This window comes from Streptomyces sp. NBC_01471 (assembly GCF_041438865.1).
Lineage (GTDB): Bacteria > Actinomycetota > Actinomycetes > Streptomycetales > Streptomycetaceae > Streptomyces.
Map to the genome: position 1 here is coordinate 182,948 of NZ_CP109451.1, position 22,534 is coordinate 205,481.

A 22,534-nucleotide genomic window follows, 5' to 3' on the forward strand; every position below is an offset into this window, starting at 1 on the left:
ACCTCTCCCGCCCTTGGCGAGTGATGCGTCCTGGGGTCATGACCGCGGCCGACAGCGGCAGCGGCAGCGGCAGCGGCAGCGGCAGCGGATCGTCACGGTCGACGACGCACCGCTGCCTGTGCTCCGCCGACCGGGGGCGCGGGCAGGGCGGCCACCCAGTCGCCACCTTGCCGGTAGAGCACACTGCGGGATCCTGGACCGGCGCCCGCCCAGCCGTTGACGTCGAGTTCCACGGTGCCGTTCTCCGCGACCAGAACCACGTGGATCTTCAGCCACTGAGCGATCCGGCGGACCACCCGCACAGTGGTCGACGCGCTCCAGCCGTTGGCAGCGAGCACATGGGCGACGACGAGCCCCTTGCGCTGATCGTCGTTGAGCGCTATACCGTCGGGCAGCCGACCGCCGTTGTCGTGGTGCCATTCCTGCTGTTCGGCTGTCAGGTGGATTCCTCTCGACTCCAGTTCACGTGCCGGGAACACAGCCCGTGGGTCCAGCGGCATGTCGTGCGGCAGCCACGCGGTCCCGTGGACATCCGGTTCGCTCATGCGCACGAGGCGGGTGCGCCGCCGTTCGTCCAGCGTCCGTGAGAGCGCGCCGAAGATGCCGTTACCTCTGCCGGTGGCGGGCTGCAGGTCGTACCAACGCCCGTCGGGAGCCCTCAGCCGGCCCGGGTCGCTCGTGTCGTAGCGCCCCGGAGCACCGGCGGCGGCCCCCGCGTCCGACCACGGTGGCGTCCCGTGCGCGGGCAGGAGCCCGTCCGCGGTCCCGACGGCGGGAGCGACCGACGGCGGACGGGACTCCCCTGCCGCTGAGCCGGGCACCTCGGTATCCGTCGCCGACCACGGTACGGCCGGGCGGAAGTGACGGCCCGCCAGCCGCAGCACCACCTTGGGGGCCTCACCGGCGCCGGTGAGCGGCGCGAAGTCCTGGGAGGAGCCGTCGGCGTTCACGACCGTCACCCGCAGGTTCAGTTCGCGTGCGGCGAGGGGCGCCAACAGGTCGGCTCCGCTGTGGTCCCAGCCCGCGTGATCAGCGGCGTCCGGCGACCGGCGCATCTGGGCGGCCGCCAGGCGCAGGCGCTGCTCCTCACTCAGCTCCTGTGCGTGCGGCATCACCCCGAGCGCGTCGAACTCCCGGCGCGCCGGCGTGTCCTCGCCGAGATCGACACCGGCCGCTGCGAGGTCGTCCGCGGTGAACCGGTCGGACTCATCCGGTGCGGCGAACGCGGCGAGATCGGCGTTGCGCGGGTCGAGCAACCCGCTCGCCAGCCGCTCCCTCAGCCCGTCCACCACCTGCGTTGGGGCTCCGGCTCCGGCCGGGAAGACCCTCCGGAAGGCCGCGGGCGAGCTGTACCGCACGGCCTCGGCGAGCGCGTGGTAGAAGGACGCGCCGTCCGACGGCACCTCGTCCAGCCGGTGGACGTCACCAGTGGGCGCCACCAGCCGGTCGGGCACCTGACCCCCGGTTCCCGTCTCCTCCAGCACGTAGCGGGCCTCATCCCGCTCCGTGGCCCGCGCCGGCTCCTGCGGCCTGCGGTACGTCACCTCGGCCGGCCGGGGCACCGCGGCGCGGGTCGCCGCCGGCAGCTGGTACCAGCGGGTGAGCATGTCCGCGCCGGCCCGTATCCGGTGCAGTTCGACCGCCGCCCCGTCAGCCGCCTTCCGCTGTTCCGCCACCTCGCCCGCAGCGGTGTCGTAAGCGGATCGGGCCTGCCGCAGCCGCTCCCCGGCTTCGCGGGCCCGCCGCACGCTGTCCTGCCCGTTCGGACTCCCATCGGGGGCGGACGGCACCTCGCCGGCGTCCCGGGCCCGTTTCGCCTCCTCGGTCAGCGCCGCCTGTGCGGCGTCACGCTCCTGGAGCAGTCCGCGCAGCGGCCGCCGTACGTTCCAGTACGTCTTGGCTGCGGCGATCCAGCCCTTGGCGGCGTCATCGGCCTCCCTCCAGGCCGCGCGCAGTTCCCCCGGGAACCTGTCGTCGTCGAGCAGCCCCAGATCACGCGCCGTCTGCTCGCGTACCCAGGCCAGGACGGGTGCGTCGGTCTCGGCCACCATCGGCACCGTGGTGATGTCACCGAAGGCACTGCGCGCCGGCCTCCCGGGCATGCTGTCGTCGACGCGGTGGTGGACGCTCGTCACGCTCAGCCAGCGTGTGGGGATCCAGAAGAGGAAGAGGGGTTCCTTCTCCGGCCACATGGCGGTCCGTTCGCTCGACCCGTCGACGTTTCTGCGGCCTTCGCCCTCCGATGTCTGGATGCCGGTACCGCCGATGGCGGGGGCCGCCGATCCCACGGGGTCCGACGCGATCGACGGGTTGGTGCCGATGACCGCGTCCTGGCCGTCCGAGCGGGTCACGGCGGTGTCGACCGTTTCGCCGTTCTCGTCCATGGTCCAGATGTGGGCAGCGGAATCCACGGCCAGCAATGTGGCCGCGGTGAACTCCGGCCGCGAGTACAGCCGGTGATCGGCCTCCGCACTCCCCCAGGCACTCGCGCTGCTGACGCCGGGGACCTGGTATCCCTCCGGTGTGAGGGTGTGCGGGTAGAAGCCGGCCAGGGCCGCGTTGCTCGCGCCGTCCTGCAGCGCCTGTGCGCCCTGGCTGCCCGGGCGGGTCAGATCGGTGGCGCGCGCCTTGCCGAGGGCCCGGGCGAGGCGGTCGCCGTCCAGCGTGCCGGCCTTGCGCCCGGCGGCTGTGTGCGCGCCGCCGATCGTCAGGGCGGCGGCCGCGTGGACGTTCGCGATACCGGCGATGTACCGGACCGCGAACTTGTCCTTGCCCAGGAGGGGCGCCTCGTCGCCGCTGCGGCCTCGACCCGCGCCGACGCGACGCCACTTGTCCAGTTCTCCGAGGGTCGTCCGGCTCGGCTCCCACACCACCTGTCGTGGCTCGGGCACCGTCGAGCGGGGCGAGCGCAGCAGCGGGTGGACGTCTTCGGTGACCGGGGCGGTGAGGCTCAGTGGCAACAGCAACTGGAGCGTCCCCGCACGGCCTTCGAGCTGTACCTCCGGTTCTGCGGCTGCTGTCTCCACGGCCAGACGCAGTGAGTAGTCGACGGCGTACTCGGCATGTCCCTGGGTGCCGAGGGTGAACTCCAGGGCCGACCGGGTGGTGGTCTCCGTCGCCCCGATCTGCTGTTCGCTGAATCCGATGTCACTGAGGGTCGGGCCGGCGGAGGAGACGTCGTGGCGCTGCACGGTCACTGCCTCGCTGAGCGAGAACCCCGCCTCGGTGCGCTGTCTCGTGGTGCGGCCGTGGGAGACGGATTCGGTGGTGCTGCGGGACTCCTCGATGTCCAGGGAGTGCCGCAGGCCCTCGAACCGGTGCTCGCGGGCCGTCAGTTCGATGCGCACGGTCATCTGCCGGCCGCCGATGCTCACCCGCCAGCGGCGCACCGCTGAGCCGCGCCCCGGCACGGTGACACCGGTGTCGGCCATCTCCATCAGGAGGGCCCGGATCGCGCGGGGGGTGAGCGCGGTGCGCACCTTGTCCAGGTCGTCCTCGCCGAAACCGAGACGGCGCAGTTCGGACAGGAAAGGTGCCTGAAGCGCCGAGGTGTCCAGGGAGTTGACCGGATAGCCGCCGAAGAAGTTGTCCCGCAGCCACCGCGGGATCTCCCACTCCTGGGCATCGAACTCCGGGACCCCCTCCAGCCCGTCACGGACCAGGCCGAGACGGTACGCCGAGGGCTCCGGCAGATGCCCCAGATACCCGGACGGCAGCTCCAGGCGCCGGCCGGCCGGCGTTCCGCCCGGGAAGCGGGTCCGCAGGAGTCCGCCGACCGCCGTCCACCGGGCGGACGCCGCGATCTCGGTCACCAGGTCCGCGGTGACCAGGTACTGGGGGCCCTCGTGTGTCAGGTTCAGTCCGCGGTTCACCGAACGCCTGACCTCACGTGTCGCGTCCCGGCTCCGCGCGTACCGGAGAACCGCGCCGTAGCCGCCGGTGAGGGTGTGCCCGGTGTCATGGAACCGGGTGTAGGTCACCGCACCGCCGAAGCTGCTCTGGAAGCTGTGGGTGATCCCGCCCGACGCCTCCAGGTCGGCGCTGACGCCGCGTTCGGAGTAGACCGTGACGGGCTCGCCCAGCACGGTCAGGTTCCGAAGCCGGGTCCGTACGGCCATCGCGGCCCAGTCGCCGGAGTAGGGCCCCTTGCCGAACAACCCGCTGAGGCGCCAGCCCAGGGGGCCGGACGTCTGGTCGAGGTTCGCGGACCAGAACACCGGATGGAACGGGCGCAGCATCGCGTCGTGCGCTGGGACTCCGACCAGTGCGAAGTGCCACGACCTGCTGGTCGCCTGCGCCATCGTCGCCTCGGCGGCCCGTACCAGTGCCGGGTCCGTGAGTGCGGCGACCGTCTGTACCGGCTGCCGCCGTAGCCGGTCGTGGTCTTCGTCCGCTCCCGTTCGTACGGCGCTCGCAGTGCCGTCGGCCAGTGCGCGGGCCTCTTCGGTGGTCATCTCCTCGGTCCGGATCGAGCGGCTGAACTCGCGGAAGCGGTCCGCCGTCCGCGCGTCCTCGCGCGTGTCCCCCGTACCCGGCTCGCGCACCGGACTGTGCCCCGAGGGTGCCGTCATCAGGACGCGGCCGTTCAGCGGTGCGCCCGCGGCGCCCCCCACCAGGTCCGTGGACGGCTCCCGGGACACGAAGTGGCCGAGTCCCAGCAGGCCGGCGCTCAACTGCCGGTACAGGCCCCGGACCCGGCCGTACCCGCCGGAGGTCGCGCTCAGCGACAGCCGATAGCTGTAGAGGTGGGACGGGCCCGTGGGCTGCCCCATCGGTTCGTCGTGCAGCGTGGCTCCGGAACCGGCGGTCGTGCGGGTCCGCCACATCCAGCGCGGCCCGATCTGCAGGGTGCCGGAATTGACCGGGGCCTGGGTGGCCTGCGACTTCGTGGTGTCTCGGACCGACATGCTCAGCTCGGTGCCGGCCTGGAGCGTGCGGGCGGAGCCGGACTGCTGCCCCATCCGCTCCCCGCCCAGAAGGTAGTTGCGAATGGTGTGGTCCGACGTGCCCTCGTACCGCCGGTCGGTCAATTCGGCCGTCAGCCACACATAACGGTAGTGCCGTCTGAACCTCACCTGCTCCATCAGCCCGATCCGGTGGCCTACCGTGGTCAGGGCCTGGAGGTTCTGCGCCATGGTGTGGCGGCTCAGTGCGGCGATGACGGTCATGGTGTTGGCCAGCACCGTGCGGTACTGGTCCGTGGTGCGCCACATCGTCGAGGCAGGGGCGCCCAGGTCCTCCAGGCGTGCCACCATGCCGGGGTATTTCCTGGCGACGGCGTCGAGCACCTGGTCCGTGAACGCCTCCAGCGTCGTGCGCGGCCGGCCGTTCACCTCCCGTACCGTGGAGCCGTCCTCGAAGGTGAAGTCCTCGATCCGGCTCATCCCCAGGGTGGGCGGGTGGTCCCGCGTCAGGTAGTGCGGCGGGAGCGGCAGCGCCCCGGTGCGTTTGCGCAGCGCGGTGCCGTCGTCCCAGCCGGCCAGGCGCCGGGCCTCGGCGCGGGTCATCCTGTCCAGGCTCCAGGTGCGGAAGGCGACCGCCTCGCTGTCACCGGTCCAGCGCACGTACAGCGTCTTGTCCACCAGGTAGAGATCGGTGGGGATCCCCTTGGCACGGCCGAGCGTCTTCATCGCACCGGTTCCGCCGAGGTTCGCGGTCCGCTCGCCTGCGAACCCGTAGTCCGCGGACGGCCCGAACTGGGCCCGCAGATCGGCGGCGCCGTCGAAGAATCCGAGGACGTCCAGGCTGGGGCCCGCGGCGGCGAACACGCCGGCCGACAGTGCCTTCGAACGCGTCAGCTCGTTCCGTACGGTCAACTGCACGAAGTGCCGCATTTCGGCCGCACTGGTCTCCGACAGGAGGATGGCCCGGCCGGGCACGGTGCGCTCCATCAGGAACGACCCCAGAGAGGTGCCGCGGGCGTCGTCTGCGAACAGCGGTGGCCCCGGTACCGGGCCGTGCGCCATCAGTTCCGCCATCCTGTGCATCGTGCGGGCGGAGAAGAACCCCGCGAGAGTGCGGTAAGCGGGATCCTTCGGGCTCACCCCCGCTTTGTGCGCCGCCCAGTCCAGCATGTTGTCGACCGGGCCGAAGCCCTCACTGTGCACCATGCGGTACGACGACCCGGGCGTCAGGCGCATCTCCCTCGGTGCACGCCCCGGCTCCTGCGGCAGGGCCGCGCTGTCCATCAGCCGCACCGTCAGACCGTGGCGTACGGCGAAGTCGAACGGATCGGACGGGTCTTGCGTCCCGGCCACCGGCCGGACCTCGTAGTACACGTCGTCGAGGTAGAGGTGGGAACCTTCCTGGCTGCGCGTCTCGGCGTTGTTCACCAGCTGCTCGACCATGGTGTAGCCGGTGCCCACCGCACGGCCGAACCGCAGGCCCACCCGGCCGAAGCCCGACAGCGGTCCTTGCGGGCCCAGCCCCGTCGAAGGCGCAACCACCACGTTCGACGTCACGGTCTTGTTCGCCCCGGTGGCCAGTTGGCCACGGTGGCTGGAGACGTACTTGACCGGCGCCCCGCCGTCGTCGGCGAACCGTTCCCACTTCCCGTAGTGCCGCGCGGTGACCCGTATCCACTGCGTGCGTCCGCGCGCGTCCCGGTAGGCGAACAGCCGGCCGTCCGGGCCGGTCAACGACCCGGCGTCCAGTCGCAGCGCGTACTCGAGCCGCCCCAGCAGACCGGCCGGGCCACGCTCGGCCTGCCCGAGACCTCGCAACTGCCAGCCGATCTCCTGGACCACCTGCTCCACGCCGCGCAGGGTGATCCGCGCGTGACCGTAGCTCCCTCCCCGCATCCCCGCTCCGGGACCGTCCGGGTGCAGCGGGGCGACGCCGTTGAGGTAGGCGGGCAGCAGGCTGCCGTCCGTGAACCCGACGGAGCCTCGTTGCACCGCGGGGCCGGGGATGTCGCGCACCACCCGGGCCGGGCGACGGTCGTCCAGATCCCCTTCGGTCCAGCGCCCGTTCGCAGACCGCGCGGCAGGGTCCGAGGCAGGTTCCGGGGCCCCCTCGGGGGACTGCGCGGACGCGGTCGCGCCGTCGTCGTCCCGCGCTACGGTCGCTTCGGCCCCCGTACGGTCACGGTCCGGGTCGGGGGCGAACCTCACGCGGCGCCGGCGCGCACCCGTGGTCCCGTCCGGGCGCCGGGGCCCCTCACCAGAGGCTGTACCGGCTTGCCCCGCGCGGCGGCCCACCGACTCCCGCTCCACACTCACCAGTGCGTCGAGACGGTCGACCGCGTCCCTCCGGTCGTGGTGGGCGCCCGGGGCCGCGCGCCAGGCGGCGATCGCGTCCGCGACGGCTCTCAGTTCCCGCTCGTTGCGCTCCAGGTCGTCCGGGTCCCGGCGCCCGCTGTCCTGCCATGCCGCGAGTTCCCGATCCACCCTTCTCAGCTGCGCGGAACGCGGCCTCGTCCAGGACAGCGCGGACTCCGTCAGCCAGCGGTCGACGATCGCGTCGTCGGCGGTCGGGGCCGCCCCCGCGGCCAGGCGGCCGGAGGGCACGTCAGCGGACGACTGTGTCTGCTCCGCACCCGGGCTCTTCTGGGCGGGCAGCGCGGGCGACGCGGGCAACGGCCTCTCGTGCGCGTCGGGGGGAAGAGGCGGCAGAGGTCGCTCGTCCACAGCCGCGTCAGCGGGCAGTGGAGCCAGCGGCCGGTCGTGGCGCGCATCGGGGTACGGCCGGGCGGCGGGCGCCCGCGACGGCACGACGCGCAGAGCGCTGTGCGCACGCTCACAGGCCTCCCCGAACCCCCGCCGGTCATCGCTGATTTCAGCGCCGAAGTCGTGCCCGGCGGCCTCGGGGTGCTCCGTCCCCTCGGCGAGGCCGGTGGAGACACGGATGTCACCTTCGGCCAGTGGGGCTCCTCGGACCGCACGCTGCCGCAGCCGCTCCACGTCCCGTTCGACCTGCGCCGCCACGAACCCCTGCCGTATACCCGCACGCACCTGCTGCTCGTTGTACACCGCCACGGTCACCTCATCAGGCATCACATAACGCGCACCCCCCAGCATCCGGGCAAACTCACGGCTGTTGCCGTGCCCGATACCGATGTTGTGATGCTCAGCGTTCTGCACGACATCCACAACCTGCTGCCCGTGCACGAAATTCGCCAGCGGACCCAACCGCAGCAACTCCTGATGAACCAACGCAGACATCCGAATATTGTACGCACCCGTCTGCTGATTCGGCGTACCGTACTTAGCCACAAACCCCCAGTAATCAGCCCACGACACCGTGAACGCCAACACCACATCAGAATTCGACGCATTCACATTACTGAACGCACTGGTATGAGAAAGAGACGTCGAGAAAAACTTCCGATACTGGTCACTGGCGTTGTAACGCATCGCCTGGAGAAGACCGGCCTGCGCACTCTGAGCACTCATCATCTGATGAGCCTCCACAGACGACATCTTCCGGTACAACCGTACAGAACCGCCCTGCGCAATCCGCACCGGTTGCATATCTGCAGCATTCACAGCCTCCACCAACCGTCCATGGAAACCGGACATCTGCGCCTGCATCCGATAATCCCAAGCCAGCTCCTGAGTCACAATCCGCTGAGTGGCAGCAAACTCCGCATACGCCGTCACAAAATCAAGATGCTCAAGACCGGACAAGTAACCGGCATACGCCCGGAAATACACCGCCAGCACACCCGCATCAAGCCGCGTAGCCGGCCCCGAAGGAGCCCCACGCAACCCCACACCAGCTCCACTGGCGCCACGAGCCCCCGCCACAGGCTCCAACTCCTCGCCGGTCGCGCCCCGCCCCGTACCTTCGACGAGGTCGGTGAAGGTACGGAAGGCTTCGTACCGGGCGTTGTCGGCGGCGGTCTCGTCGACCGGGTTCGCGTGCGCCTCGTGGACCGTCACCGGATCCGGTCCGAACAACCGCTCCAGCAGAGGCACCAACTCCGGCTCGTGGACACGGACCCAGTCCGCTCCGTTGTTGCGGGGCCGGCCGGTCGCGACGTCGACACCGTGATTCGTTCCCACATAGGCGTTGCTGGTCTGCGCGAAGAACTCGTACTCGTCGACGGACGAGTAGTTGTCCGTCTCCTCACCCTTCTGGTTCAACCGCGGCCCGTCCGGCCACTGCGCGGCCCCGCCCAGCCCCCTCTTGCGCGCGAAAGCCCGTGAGATCATCTCCCGATCCACAGAGTCCAACACCCCGTGAATCAGATGCGCGATCTCGTGCGTCGCCGTCGAATAACCGTCCGCGTAATGCGCGTTCGGGCCCACCGGAGTCTCCTCACCAAGGAGGTTCTCCTCCGATATCACCGCCGTCAGATCCGCATCCGCCCCGGCCCGCATGGCCTCCACCGGCCTGCCGAACTGATCCGAGCGACCGTGCAAATACGCGAACGAAGTGAGCCGGGTGATCGGCACGTCCTGGGGAACCACCACCACCGAGGCACCGGAGCTCAGCAACCGCGCGGCCACCTCCGCGTCCAGCAACATCCGCGACACCTGCGCATACGCCTCGCTCCGCGCGGACGCCGGCCGCAACGTCCGCCCGGGTACCACGACCACCAACCGAGCCGCCACCCGCGCGAACTCCCGCGCGGACAACATCCCGCGCAACCCCGCCACCAGCGGCCCGTGAGAAGCCAGCCACCGCCGGTGCTCCGGACTCACCACCTCCAGCGCTTCCGCCACGGCATCAGCCGGCAGCGCCAGCAACTCCGCCACCACAGCGGCCGACCGCGGCGGCTCCACCGCCGCAACCACCTCGACGGAGTCCGGGGACGCCCCCTCCCCCGCGACGAAGGGCGCGCCCTCGTCCGGTGTCGGAGCGTTCAGCGCCAGAAGGGCGTCAGCGCCGGAGAGTGGGGCTCCTTGGACCGCATGCTGCCGCAGCCGCTCCACGTCCCGTTCGACCTGCGCCGCGACGAACCCCTGCCGTATACCCGCACGCACCTGCTGCTCGTTGTACACCGCCGCGGTCACCTCATCAGGCATCACATAACGCGCACCCTCCAGCATCCGGGCAAACTCACGGCTGTTGCCGTGCCCGATACCGATGTTGTGATGCTCAGCGTTCTGCACGACATCCACAACCTGCTGCCCGTGCACGAAATTCGCCAGCGGACCCAACCGCAGCAACTCCTGATGAACCAACGCAGACGCCTGAATATTGTACGCACCCGCCAGCTGATTCGGCGTACCGTACTTACCCACAAACCCCCAGTAATCAGCCCACGACACCGTGAACGCCAACACCACATCAGAATTCGACGCATTCACATTACTGAACGCACTGGTATGAGAAAGAGACGTCGAGAAAAACTTCCGATACTGGTCACTGGCGTTGTAACGCATCGCCTGGAGGAGACCGGCCTGGGGACTCCGCGCGCCCATAATCTGATGAGCCTCCACCGACGACATCTTCCGGTACAACCGCACAGAACGACCCTGCGCAATCCGCACCGGCTGCATGTCCGCAGCATTCACAGCGTCCTTCAACCGCCTGTGAAAACCGGACATCGGCCCCTGCATCCGGGGATCCCAAGCCAGCTCCTGAGTCACAATCCGCTGTGCGACGGCAAACTCCGCATACGCCGTCACAAAATCAAGATGCTCAAGACCGGACAAGTAACCGGCATACGCCCGGAAATACACCGCCAGCACACCCGCATCAAGCCGCGTAGCCGGCCCCGAGGGAGCCCCACGCCACTCACCGCCAGGCTCTCGCGGGGACAGAGGCTCCGCGAGGGGTCGAGGGGTGGGGTCGAGCCGTGTTCGCAGCCGTACGGGCGCGGGTGCCCCGGGGGCGTCGAAGTTGGCCCGGAACGTGCCGCGGCCGTCGGCGGGCACCGCGGCGGTGGGCTCTTCGTCGTCGAGGACGGACCGCGTCGGCAGCCACCGCTCGTGCTCGCCCCCGGCGGCAGGCAACCGGACGAGCGCGGCCTTCGGGTCGGTTTCCGTGCCGGAGACCGTGTTCAGAGAGCCGTCGGGTTCCATGACGGCGACACCCCAGGCGCGTTGGGCCGTCACCAGCGCGAGGGCGGCGGCCAGGACAGCGTCGTCGCCGCCCGCCTCTCGTACGATCCGCGCGGCGCCGCCCCGCAGTGCGTCCGTCACGGTTACGCCCGGCTCAGCGAGCAGTTCGTCCAACCGCGGCCAGTACACGCGGCTGGACGGCGGACGGCCGAGGTCGGTCTCCAGCAGTTCCGCGAGAGCCGTACGTACGGACTGGGCCGTCGCGGTACCCGTCATCGCGTCGGCCGAGCTTCCTGGTGCTACGGCCGCGAGGGCATCGAACAGGCTGTCGCCGGCCGGCACTGTCTCGGCGTACCGCGCGTGCCGGGTCAGAGTGACCCGCTGTTGGACGGTGAGGCGGTCGGCGGTCACCGCGCCGGCCGGCTCCGGCCCCGCCTGGTCCGGTGCGGTGGGGGCGGGGTTCTGCGTGGGCATGCGGGCGGATGCCTCGTCGGCGGTGGCGGGCGAAGCCGCCGCTGCCGCCGAGTGGTTGAGCGCGTGCTGCGCGGCGGCGGTCAGGGCGTCCGCCGGCGTCCGGGCTGTGCGAGCCGCCTCGATGGCCTGAGGCGTCGCGTCGACCGTGGGCGGCCGGCTCACCACCGGCCCGGGGATCAGTTGCTGCGCACGTCCGATCGCCGGAAGGTGGTGGCCCCGTACGTACTCGGCCGCCACCATCGTCACGACCTCGTGGACACGTGGCACGACACCGTGCGGGTTCATCCCTGGGGCCACCTGCTCCAGGCGGTGCCGCACGTAGAAGTCCGCTGCGTCCAGTGCCTCCTTGCGCTGCTCGGCGGTCAGATCCGGCGCGCTGAGCCGTTGCTGGGCGGCAGTCAGGTCCATGCCGCGCGACCTCGCGTTGGGCGCCCGCGAGACCTGCCGGTTCCCTCCCGTGCCCGAAGCGTCGGTCCGGTGGATGGCCCCGGGTCGCCCCGCATCGGATGCGGCCGCGCTCCCGGGCTCCTGTCCGCTCGAACGCGCATATCGGGCAGGGGGATTGACGAGGCCGCTCTCCGACACCGCCTGACCACGGGGCCCCGTCGGCTGGAGGGTCTCGGCGCCGTGCCGCACCCCGGCGCCGGCGCCGGGGTGAGCGTCGGAAGCCGACGAACGCGCCGCGCCGTGGCCGGCCGGCTTCTGGTTCGGCACAGGTCCGTGTTCGGCGGTGCCCGTGGGTAGTTCAGCGCTCGGCGACGGAGCCGTGGACACCCGAGGGCCGTCGCCGGCGTGCGTGCCGTCGTGCGAAGCGGCAGCGTGTTCTCCGGATCGCGCGGCACCATTCGACGGGGTGACAGTGCCCTTCGGATCCTCGGCACCACTGTGCGTGCCCGAGCCGGGGCGAGGCCCGGCGGCGCCCGGTTTCGGCTGTTCCGATCGCGTCAGCGTCACAGAGCCGTTGGCATTGCGCACCTCCGTGAATCCGCCAGTGCCGGAGTCGCCCCGTGAGTCGGACGGGCCCGGTACGTGTTCATCGTGGGCGACGGTATGGATGTTGTTCCGGCCGCTCCCGAAGGAGCGCGGGAGTCCGGGCCCGGAACCACCGGACTCCCGTGGGGATCCCGCGGATGCGTCGAGTCGCTGGAACTTCTCCTCATGGAGAGCCTTGAGATGAGCGTTGGGGTGGCCGAAGGCCCCGCTGTCGCCGAGCCTGTTTCCCGACCCTGGAAAACGCTGCGCTTTCCCAGCCGGCCCACCCGACGGAACACCCCCACCAACATCCCCGAGCGTATGCACACCACCACGACCCAAACCCCCAGACCCCACACCACCCCCACCCGAATCCGAACCCGGCCTAAAAGCAGACACACCCCCAACCCGACCCAACCGCTCACCATGAACAACCCCCAACCCAGAATTCAACCCACCACTCCCCCCACCACCAAGCCGCTTCCCCAACCCAGGAAAACGCTCCGCCTCCCCACCCGAACCACCCGACGAAACACCCCCACCAACATCCCCGAACGTATGCACACCACCACGACCCAAACCCCCAGACCCCACACCACCCCCACCCGAATCCGAACCCGGCCTAAAAGCAGACACACCCCCAACCCGACCCAACCGCTCACCATGAACAACCCCCAACCCAGAATTCAACCCACCACTCCCCCCACCAGCACTGCCAAGGCGCTCACTCGACCCACGCAGCCCGGACGCACCGTCAGTACCCGGGCCCGTACGCGTACCGGCTCCGGCGCGGCCGGCCCCACCGGCCGCATGTCCCTCCGCCGGGGGTGCACCGGCCGCCCCGCGTCCGGGCCCGGGACCGCGCGGCGCCGCACCGGTCGGTGCGGCAGCCCCATCGGAGCGCCCCAGCGCCGGAGGCGCACTCGCCTTCGCCCCGCCTGACACGCCGCCGGGCGCGGCATCGCCGGGGCGGCCGGTCGCGGGGGGTGTGGAGACCCGGGCGCCTCCCCCGGGGGTACGGGGATTGACAGGGGCGCTGCTGCGCGGCGGGTCGGCGACGGCCTTGGACGCCGGCAGCGCTCCGGGGGTGCTCTCGGGGGCGATGCGGCCCCCCACGCCGGAGTCCGGGTGCAGATCGGCTGGAGTGACGGGCCTGCCGTCGACCTTGATGGTGCCCAGCCCGGAGGCGCCGTCGGCCCGGGGAGGCGCCGGGAGGTTCACGGAAGCGCCGCCCCCGCCCACGGTCCTGGGGTTGAACCCGGCCTCACCCCCGACGTCCGGGAGCCCTCCCAGCTTGCCGTTGCCTACCTTGTTGCCGGGGCCGGGGAACTTGCTGGAGCCCTTGTACGGGTTCCCGCCCAGGTGCCCGCCGAAGGCGCCCCCGAAGGCGCCCCCGGCCGCCCCGGCGAAGCCCATGCTGATGCCTTCGGCCTTCCAGTCCACGTTGAAGCCCGAATCGGTGATGGCGCCGGCGATCGCGTTGCCGAGCATGTCCTCCCCGAGCTGGACCGCGGCCGCCGCTGCGGCGGAAGCAGCGGCGAAGCTGATGGATCCCGCGATGCTGCCCATCTTGGACAGGACACTCGCGATCGAAGTCATCAGCCAGTCGACGAGTTCACCTACGAACTTGATCACGTTGGCCAGGAGCGCACCGATACCCGGCAGGACGAGCGAGAAGATCGAGCTGAAGATCTCAGCCAGGAACGCCGTCAGCATCTGCTTCTCGATCTGCTTCTCGGCGGACACCAACTGGTCGGCGTAATTGTTGATCGCCTCGCCGATCTTCCAGCAGGCATCGGCGTTGGGCGCCACCGCGTTGTAGACACTCGCGCTGGTCCGCACAGCGGCCACTGAGGCGTCACCCGTCCACGCGGTCGTCATGGCTGACCGCGTCACCGCCTGGTACTGCTCGTAGAGGGTGTCGCCGAGAGCGACCCACGCGTTGCCGAGGTCGTAGATGGGACCGACATCGACACCCAGGTTGGGCAGGTTCTGGCTCGACACGCGAAATCTCCCTCTCGGCCGCCGGTCCCGGCGGCCTCTCGAACACGACAACCCGCCCCGGACGCCCTTGGCGAGATGCGGACAGCCCTTAAGCCCCGTCCACCGGGTCTTCGACCAGCACCGACTGGAGAAGCACGGGCGGTCTGCGCCGCCGCACCAGCACGCCGCGACCGGGCGGCCGGGGCGCCGGCCTCTGGTCACCCAGCAGGACGCCCTCCTTCGGGTCGCCGGACAGCACCAGGCCGCCCGCGCCCAGTTCCCGCAGCCGGTTCAGCATCGGATCGGTCATGAGCGACCGGCCGGTGCCGCCCACCCGTCGAGCGAGCACGACGTGAAATCCCAGGTCGCGTGCCTGCGCGAGGAACTCGGCCAGCGGTGCGAGCGGTCCGCGCGACGACGGGTCGGCGACCAGGTCGTAGTCGTCGACGACGAGATACAGCTCGGGGCCGCTCCACCAGGAACGCTCGCGCAGCTTTCGCGCGCTGATGTCGGGCGGTGGCAGCCGTTCCTTGAGTTTGCCGGCCAGTTGGGCCGCGTAGGCGGCGGCAGAGTCCGCGTCGCCCGCCTGGGCTGCGAGGTACTCCTCCGCGACGGCGTCCATCAGGCTGCGCCGGTAGTCGACGACCAGGAAACGCACGTCGTTGGAGGACTGACGTGCGGTGAGACCTCTCATCCACATCCGCAGGAAGCTGGAGCGGCCGGACTCTCCCTCGCCCAGCACCATGAAGTGCGGGTCGCCGGCGCACAGGTCGAGACCCACCGGTGCGAGATCGGCCTCGCCGACACCGATGAGAACCTCGCTGTCCGGCACGGTGCGTTCCGGGTCGAGCAGTCCGCCGGCCGCGTCCAGGTCGGACGGCCGTACGAGCTCGGGCAGAACGCGCAAGGGAGGTGCGGGCTCCCCCTCCCAGTTCGCCGCCAGCCCCCCGATGATCGCTTCCTGGCTGCCGGTCGTGTCCCGGCTGTCCCGGAACGAGTCCATCCGGGGCAGCGCCGTGTGGAAGAGCAGCCCGGGCGCCACCACGCCGCGGCCGGGCACCGCGCCCAGCAGTGAGCGCGCGGCCTGGCGCTGGACCTCTGACTCCGCCGGGTCGTTCAGCCGCAACTCGATCCGGGACTGAATGGTGTCCCGCAGGTTCATCCGGATGTCGGCCCAGCGGTTCGCCGTCACCATGACGTGTATGCCGACGCCGAGGCCGCGGGACGCGATGTCGGTCAGTGCGGCGTCAGCGTCGTCGACCATGGTGCGGACCGAACCCCAGTTGTCGACGACGAGGACGATGTCAGCGCCGCGGGTACCTGCCGGCAGGTCGCCCTCGTCCCGCAGCCGGCGGAAGTCCCCGGCCGCTCCCACACCCCACTCGCGGAAGAGACGCTCACGGTCCTCGACCAGCCGGCGCACCTCGGCCAGAGCGCGCCGCGTACGTTCCTCGTCGTGGCGGCCGGCGACTCCGGCGACATGCGGGGAGTGCTCGAAGGCGTGCAGTGTGCCACCGCCGTGGTCGAGGCAGTAGAACTGCAGCTCGTCCGGGGTGTGCGTGAGCATGGCGCTGATCAGAGCGGTCCGCAGCAGGGTGCTCTTGCCGCTCTGCGGAGCTCCGACCAGGGCGAGGTGCCCTTGCTTCCCGCCGAGGTCGAGAACCAGGGGGCTCTGTTCCTGCTGCGAGGGCAGATCGATCACGCCGATCGGGAACTGGAGCTGCCCGCACTTGGGCCACAGGGCCGCCGCGAGCCCCCGGCTCTTCCCCGGGTGTACGGGACCGATCAGGTTGTCGAGGGGGAACCGGGCCGGCAACGGGGGAAGCCAGACCTGGTGGGTGGCTTCCCCGAACCGCTTCAACTGCCCGACCGCGACCTCCATCTCGGTCGGACCGTCCAGGGCCGCCACCACCGGCAGGGATGACTCCTGCCCGGCCTCGTCCGGGTCGGGTGCGGTCCGCAGACCGAAGGGCGTGGGGTCGGTGGGCAGTACCGCGAGGGCGGCAGCCACCTCGTCGGGATGCTGGTAGGGGCCGGAGACGTGGGCGGCGCGGAACCGCTCGTACAGTGTCTCGTCGACCTTGAGGTAGGCGGAACCCGGTATGGACGGCAGCCGGTACGCATCGTCCGTGCCGATCACCGTCCGGCTCTCCGACGCACTGAAGGTCCGTAGGCAGATCCGGTACGAGAGGTGGGACTCAAGGCCTCTCAGACGGCCCTCCTCAAGCCTCTGGGTGGCCAGCAGCAGATGCATTCCGAGGCTGCGGCCGACGCGGCCTATCTGCACGAACAGGTCGATGAAGTCGGAACGTTGGGAGAGGAGCTCGCCGAACTCGTCGACCACGACGAGCAGGTACGGGAGCGGCGCCAACGGCTTGCCGTACACATCCTTGCCGCCGGCCGCGTGGCGGAGCTGATAGGCCCGCACCGAATCCAGGTTCCCGGCGTCCCGCAGCATCTGCTGGCGTCGCTGCTGCTCTCCGTGCAGGGCGGCACGCATCCGGTCGACCATGGCGAGATCGTCGGCCAGGTTGGTGATCAGCCCCGCGACATGCGGGAGTTCGGTCACACCGGCGAACGTGGCTCCCCCCTTGAAGTCGACCAGCACGAAACCGAGGTGCTCGGGCGAGTGGCGCATCGTCAGGCCGGTGACCAGGGCGCGCAGCAGTTCGCTCTTCCCGGAGCCGGTCGCGCCGACCACGAGTCCGTGCGGCCCGTATCCGCCCTGGGCCGACTCCTTGAGGTCCAGAACGAGTTCCTCACCGTGGCCGTCCACACCGATCGGCAGCCGCAGCAACTGTTCGTCGTCCGGCGCCAGCCACCTCGTACGCGGGTCGAGTTCGGCGAGGTCCGGACAGTCGAGCATGGCCGGCAGTGACACGGTGCGGGACAGCACCTGCTCACGCTCGCCGGACAGGCGCAACGGCGCCAGCGCACGCGCCAGCTGTTCCGACAGGATCCGGTCGGCGGAGTCGAGCGTGGCATCCTCGACCGGGCTGTGCAGCGCCGGGTGGGGGCCTTCCAGCGACAGGGCGCCGGAGGCCGCCACGCGCGCCCGTACATCGACCCGGCTCGGCTCCTCGTTCTCCTTCTCCACCAGGCACACGACATGAATGCCCAGGGCGGCGCCGGCTCCCTGGAGCAGCGAGGTCGCCAGCGACGACGACGCCCAGGCGGACGAGGGGCGGTAGTCGTCGAGAAGCACCACGAGGCGGCGTTCCGGGCCGGGGCGGCGCCGGGCGCCGAGACGCCCGGCCCGCTCCTGCCGTTCCGACTGGGCCCGCTCCAGTTCCCGTTCCAGGAAATCGGCCACGTCCTCCAGGCGCTCCGCCACGAGTGGCACCACACCCGCTTCACCGCGAGCGTCCGGCTCGTGCGTGTGCGGCAGCCATTTGGTCCACTCCCAGTGCCGGGCCGGCCCGCACACGACCAGCCGCACCTCGTCCGGAGCGTGCAGGACACCGAGTTGGCCGAGCAGCGCACGGGCCGCCTGCCGTGTGCGGTCGGTGGGTCCCAGGAGGCTCAGCACACCGGCTTGCGACAGGTCGACCCAGGCGGTCTGGCGGTCCACCCGTGTGTGCCGGCGCACCAGTTCCTCCGCGGCCCGGCGGGCCTTCGGCTCGTACTCGACGGTGGGGTCAGTACGCCGGCCGAGCGACAACCGGACCGCGAGGGGACCCCAGCCGGTGCCCAGCCGGAGGCGGAGGAAGTCCTCGTCCGCCGGGCAGCGCTCCCACACCCGGCGGCGTCCCGTCGCCACTGCCCACAGCCGCTCCGGGCCGGGATGGAGCCATGCCGCCGCCACGCGCTGCCGGGCGGCGGCGGCGTAGGCCCTCTCACGGGTGTCGGCGAGGTACTCGAAGTAACGCTTGTTCTGACGCTCCTTGACCTTCCTGCTGTTCTTGCGTGTCTGCATGCGGACGGTGAAGGTGAGACCCACCGAGAGCACGACGAAGGCGACCCCGAGGACCACCATCCACGTCTTTCCGTAAGTGACCATGTACGCGGCCATGCTGACGCTGCTCAGCAGGGGCAGGAGCAGCATCAGCCAGCCGGAGGCGCCGCCCCCGTTGTCGGGCGTCTGCGGTGGCGGCGACAGCGATACGTCCGACTCGGGGACCGTCGGCGGAAGGATGCGGGCCGGGCGGTGGAATGCGATCCGGCTCATCAGGAACGGCCCGCCCGGGGCCGTCCGGCGTTGTCCGGAGGGAAGGTGGGGCTCACGCCGCACTGCCTTTCTGCTTCGTACGCGGGCGCTCCGGCCCGTCCTCGGCGTGTCACCAGGTTTCGGTGATGGCCGTCTTGGTGCCGTCCTGCCTGGATCCGGTCGCCCAGGAGACGATGCTGCCCGCCGCTGTCTCGCCCGCGGACGCTCCGCCGGAGACCGCCGAGGTCAACTGGTCGAACATCTTCACGAGCGCCTCCTCCGCTCCGTCGTAGGCGTAGCAGGCGGACTGCGCCCCGGCGGCCATCGCGTTGAGCGCGCCTGACATCTGGTCCTTCTCCGTACCGAACAGTTCGGCCATGACGTGGTTCCAGCGGCGAATGAAGTCCTGTACCTCGTCGGATGTCTTGCCCGCCCAGCCGAGCTTGAGGTGGAACATGGCGTCGACGATGCGCTGCACGCTCTGCGAGATCTCGTCGACGTGGTGGTGCAGGCTCCGCGCGTGGACGTTCAGCTCATGCGGATCCACGGCGATGAGGGCACTGTCGTAGTCGGTGCTGCGCTCTGCCATCGGTGTCGTCCTTGGTCAGGTGGCAGGTGTCAGGCGAGGTGCCACTTCTGGTTCGACGTGCCCTTGCAGGTCCACAGCTGGAGGGCGGAACCGTTCCCTGTGGCCTTGTCCTTGACGTCGGCACACTTGTCGGATCGCGAGTTGACCAGATCGTGTGCCGTGTTCAGGTAGAACTTCTGGTTCCGGTCACCACCGCACGCGGCGAGGTAGACGGCCGAGCCGCTGCCGGGCGAGGTGTCGGCGGTCAGACAGAGGCCGCCCGCGCGGAGCGTGCTGTCCTCACCGAACGACCAGCGCTGGCCGGCCACGTTGACGCAGTCCCAGATGTCGACGGGGTTACCGGAGCGCACCTGGTTCTCCTGGACGCTGATACAGCGGTTGGAGGCGTAACCGAGGATCGCGTACGTCTTGCTGGCGGGGACGTCCACGGCGGCCTTCTTGCTCAGGGCCGCTTTCTTCGTACGGGCGGATGGCGTTGCCGACGGCTTCGCGGTGACGGCCGGCGGCGAAGCCGCCGCGAACACGGTCCGGGCGGTCGCCACAGGGTCTTCCGCTCTCCGGCTGCTCTTCGCCCTCGGGGGCGCGCTCCTCGACGGCGAGTCGCTCGGGGAGAGGCTGTCCGCGGCCTCGACGGCCTTCGACCCGGTCTTCGGGGAGGGGCTGTCACCGGAGCTGACGAGGGCACCGACCGCCAGCGCGGCCCCGGCCAGCACCACTACGGACGCTCCCGCGGCGAGCGCGCGGCCGCCGGGGGACATGCGACCGCCTTCAGGTGTGCCGTCCCTGCGCAACTGACGGGACAGCACATCGGCAAGACGCCGGCGTTCGTCACGGTCCGGCTCGTTCGACGGTGATTCACGCAAAGCTGAAGACCTTCCTCTGGTCGGGCCGACGTCCCCGGAGGCGGGGAACCGTCCGCGAACCTCGGCGGGCGGACGCTCGGGGTGCGGCGTCCGGGACATCGTTTCCGCCTCCATGCAGAGGATACGAATGCCGGTCGCCCGGCCTGTGAGCCCACCGCGTGCCGCAGCCCGATCGGGCAGCACCGCCTCCCTTTGGTGCTGTTGCCGCGGCTGTGCTCCCTGCGCCGCTGTGCGGGCCTGGCACGCTGGCCGCCGGTTCGCGTGGCGATCGGTGTCGTGCGCCGACCCATGGCCCCGGGGGGCACGGGGCCGCATCCGACCGGACCTGGGTCTTCACCTCTTTGCGGAAGCAGGCAGTCAATGAGCGACAGCCCCACCGTCACCGCCGGCGGAGTGACCTACCACGTCACTCCCGAATACCTCGCGGGAGCGGCCTCGTCCTGCAACAGCACCGCGGCACAGATCGACGCCATCCTCGGCCAGATCAGGACGTACGTCGTGAATCTGGAGTCGGAATGGCGCGGAATCGCGCAGCAGCAGTTCCAGGCGCTGATGACCGACTACGACGTCTACTCCAAGATGCTGCACGACGCGCTGACCTCGATCGGCAGCGGGTTGCAGGGCAACTATGTGAACTACACCGAGTCCGAGCAGGCCAACATCAACAACCTGGTGGCCGTGAACGGTTCGATCCCGGGTCAGGGCAAGCTCGCGAACTTCTCCTGATCCGGGCACGAGAACGAGCACCGAACAACCAACCACTTTGAGATCGAACGCAGTTCGTGGAGGTACACACATGGCCGATGTCGACGGAACTCCCATCTGGGTGGGCTCGGGCCTTCAGGGCGCCGGGGCCTGGATGAACGGCATGGCGACACAGGCCGCGGACGACCTGGATCAGCTCAGGAAGCTGCTCAGCCCGCTTCAGGAAGCCTGGACCCGGAGCCAGGCCGCCGACTACTACCAGGGCCTCCAGACGGAGTGGAACGTCGCCGCTGAGGGCGTGTTCGGGCCGGACGGCGTGCTCGGCCGGATCGCTCAGGCGATGCACGTCAACTGGAACAACTACGAGGAAGCTGAGTGGTCGAACATCTCCACGTGGAAGCACTGATGGTGCTTCATTCGACGATGCGTCGGTACCGGTCGGAGAGGGACGAGCCAAGTGGCCGATGAACGCTGCCGGATCACGGTGGTGGGTGAACGCAAGCGGGTGGACCTCGCCCTCCCGGCGGGCTCCCCGATCGCCGAGTTCATCCCCGCGCTGACCCTCATGTGCGGCCAGACCGACCATCCGGAACTGCCCGCGGCCTGGTCGCTGGCGCGGGCCGGTTCCCTGCCCTTCCCCCCGAGCACCTCGCTCGACGAGGCGGGCGTCGTCGACGGCGCCGTCCTGTACCTGCGTGACGTCGTCGAAGGTGAGTCGGACAGCCCCGTCGTCACGGACGTGGAGGTGCTGGTGGTGCGGGCCGACCCATCGGGCCGTACGTGGAACTCCCGCAACCGTGCGGCGAGCCTCTTCGGCTGCGGGCTGCTCACCCTGCTGGCAGGGGTCTTCACACTGGCGGTACGGCTGCCCGGGGGCAGCGCGGTGGCCGGGATCGTCGCGATCGTCCTCGGGCTCACACTGCCGCTGGCGGCCTGGGCAGCGGGACGCGGCGAGCGGCCCGTGCCCGCCACGCTGCGGACGGCTCTCGCTCTTGCCGGGTGTCCGGCCCTGGCCCTGGCCGGCTACGTGCTGGACACGGCGGCCGGTGCGGGAGCCGGAGGTGCCTCGGTGGCCGTCGTGGCAGGCGCGAACATCGGCACCCTGCTGGCCCTGGCTTCGGCCCCGAGGGCCGTCACGGCCATGGCGGAGATGTTCGCGGCGCTCACCCTCCCCGTGTGCGTGTTGCTGGTCGCCCTGCACGCCGGCCTGGTGGAACAGGCCGCCGTCGTCTCCGTGGTGGCATTCGCCCTGCTGTCCGCGGCCCCGACCGTCGCGGGTCGGCTCGCGACACTGATCCCGGCGCCGCCGGGCGCCGCGGTCCCGGACGACACCGATCCCGACGTCACCGGTGTGGTCCGGCGCAGCCGGCGCGTACTGGTCGCACTCACCGTGCTGACGAGCGTGGTGCTCGCCGGCTGCCTTGTCGTGCTCGACGCCTCGGACGACCCGTACGCCCTCGGTCTGGCCGGGTGCCTGAGCCTGGCGCTGCTGCTCAGGGTCGGTGCGGTGCTGCTGGTTCCGGCCGTCCTGCCGGTGCTCCTGGCCGGTGTCTGCGGACTGGGAACCCTGGCCGTCAGGCTCTTCGACTACGCTCCCGTTCCCGCGTGGTCGGGAGCGACCATCACCCTGATCGCAGGTCTTGTGCTGCTCACGACGGGCACAGCGCTGCTGCGGCGTTCGCGCGGTGCGTCCGCACCGCGCCCGGCATGGCCCGACCAGCTGGCCGGAGTGCTCGGCGTCCTGAGCGTGCCCCTCGGCGTGGCGGTCTTCGGCATGGTCGACTACCTGATGGGCGCGGGCGGGAAGCTGTGACCATCCACCGCTCCCCCGGCGGAACGCGACAGGACC

At 70.5% G+C, this 22,534-nt stretch carries 8 protein-coding genes; 4 read left to right on the plus strand and 4 right to left on the minus strand.

Annotated elements, in window-relative coordinates; translation table 11 throughout:
• Positions 1 to 92: 92 nt before the first annotated feature.
• Complete coding sequence (locus tag OG285_RS36730) at positions 93 to 11,834, minus strand: hypothetical protein (protein WP_331760201.1); 11,742 nt, start codon at positions 11,832 to 11,834, stop codon at positions 93 to 95.
• A gap of 1,978 nt (positions 11,835 to 13,812) precedes the next feature.
• Here OG285_RS36730 and OG285_RS36735 point away from each other — a divergent pair.
• On the plus strand, positions 13,813 to 14,160 hold the full coding sequence (locus OG285_RS36735; protein ID WP_331760202.1) for a hypothetical protein: 348 nt from the start codon (positions 13,813 to 13,815) through the stop codon (positions 14,158 to 14,160).
• Positions 14,161 to 14,490: 330 nt separating this feature from the next.
• On the opposite strand, the gene eccCb is transcribed toward OG285_RS36735, so the two are convergent.
• From eccCb to OG285_RS36750, 3 genes are all read right to left on the minus strand, one after another.
• Positions 14,491 to 18,549, minus strand: coding sequence for a type VII secretion protein EccCb (gene eccCb / locus OG285_RS36740; RefSeq protein WP_331760203.1), 4,059 nt, complete (start codon positions 18,547 to 18,549; stop codon positions 14,491 to 14,493).
• Positions 18,550 to 18,658: 109 nt separating this feature from the next.
• A complete protein-coding gene (locus OG285_RS36745) occupies positions 18,659 to 19,117 on the minus strand; it encodes a WXG100 family type VII secretion target (protein WP_331760204.1) in 459 nt (152 codons plus the stop codon).
• Positions 19,118 to 19,146: 29 nt separating this feature from the next.
• On the minus strand, positions 19,147 to 19,875 hold the full coding sequence (locus OG285_RS36750; protein ID WP_371793715.1) for a ricin-type beta-trefoil lectin domain protein: 729 nt from the start codon (positions 19,873 to 19,875) through the stop codon (positions 19,147 to 19,149).
• A 465-nt stretch (positions 19,876 to 20,340) separates the two neighbouring features.
• Here OG285_RS36750 and OG285_RS36755 point away from each other — a divergent pair, with 465 nt between their 5' ends.
• The 3 genes from OG285_RS36755 to eccD all read left to right on the plus strand — a co-directional run bounded on the left by OG285_RS36755 (position 20,341) and on the right by eccD (position 22,498).
• Entirely contained in the window at positions 20,341 to 20,706 is a 366-nt protein-coding gene (locus tag OG285_RS36755; RefSeq protein WP_331760206.1) for a WXG100 family type VII secretion target, read from the plus strand.
• Positions 20,707 to 20,776: 70 nt separating this feature from the next.
• On the plus strand, positions 20,777 to 21,091 hold the full coding sequence (locus tag OG285_RS36760; RefSeq protein WP_331760208.1) for a WXG100 family type VII secretion target: 315 nt from the start codon (positions 20,777 to 20,779) through the stop codon (positions 21,089 to 21,091).
• A gap of 51 nt (positions 21,092 to 21,142) precedes the next feature.
• Positions 21,143 to 22,498 carry a type VII secretion integral membrane protein EccD gene (gene eccD, locus OG285_RS36765; RefSeq protein WP_331760209.1) on the plus strand — a complete coding sequence of 452 codons (1,356 nt, stop codon included), beginning with the start codon at positions 21,143 to 21,145 and terminating at the stop codon, positions 22,496 to 22,498.
• The last annotated feature ends 36 nt before the right edge of the window (positions 22,499 to 22,534 follow it).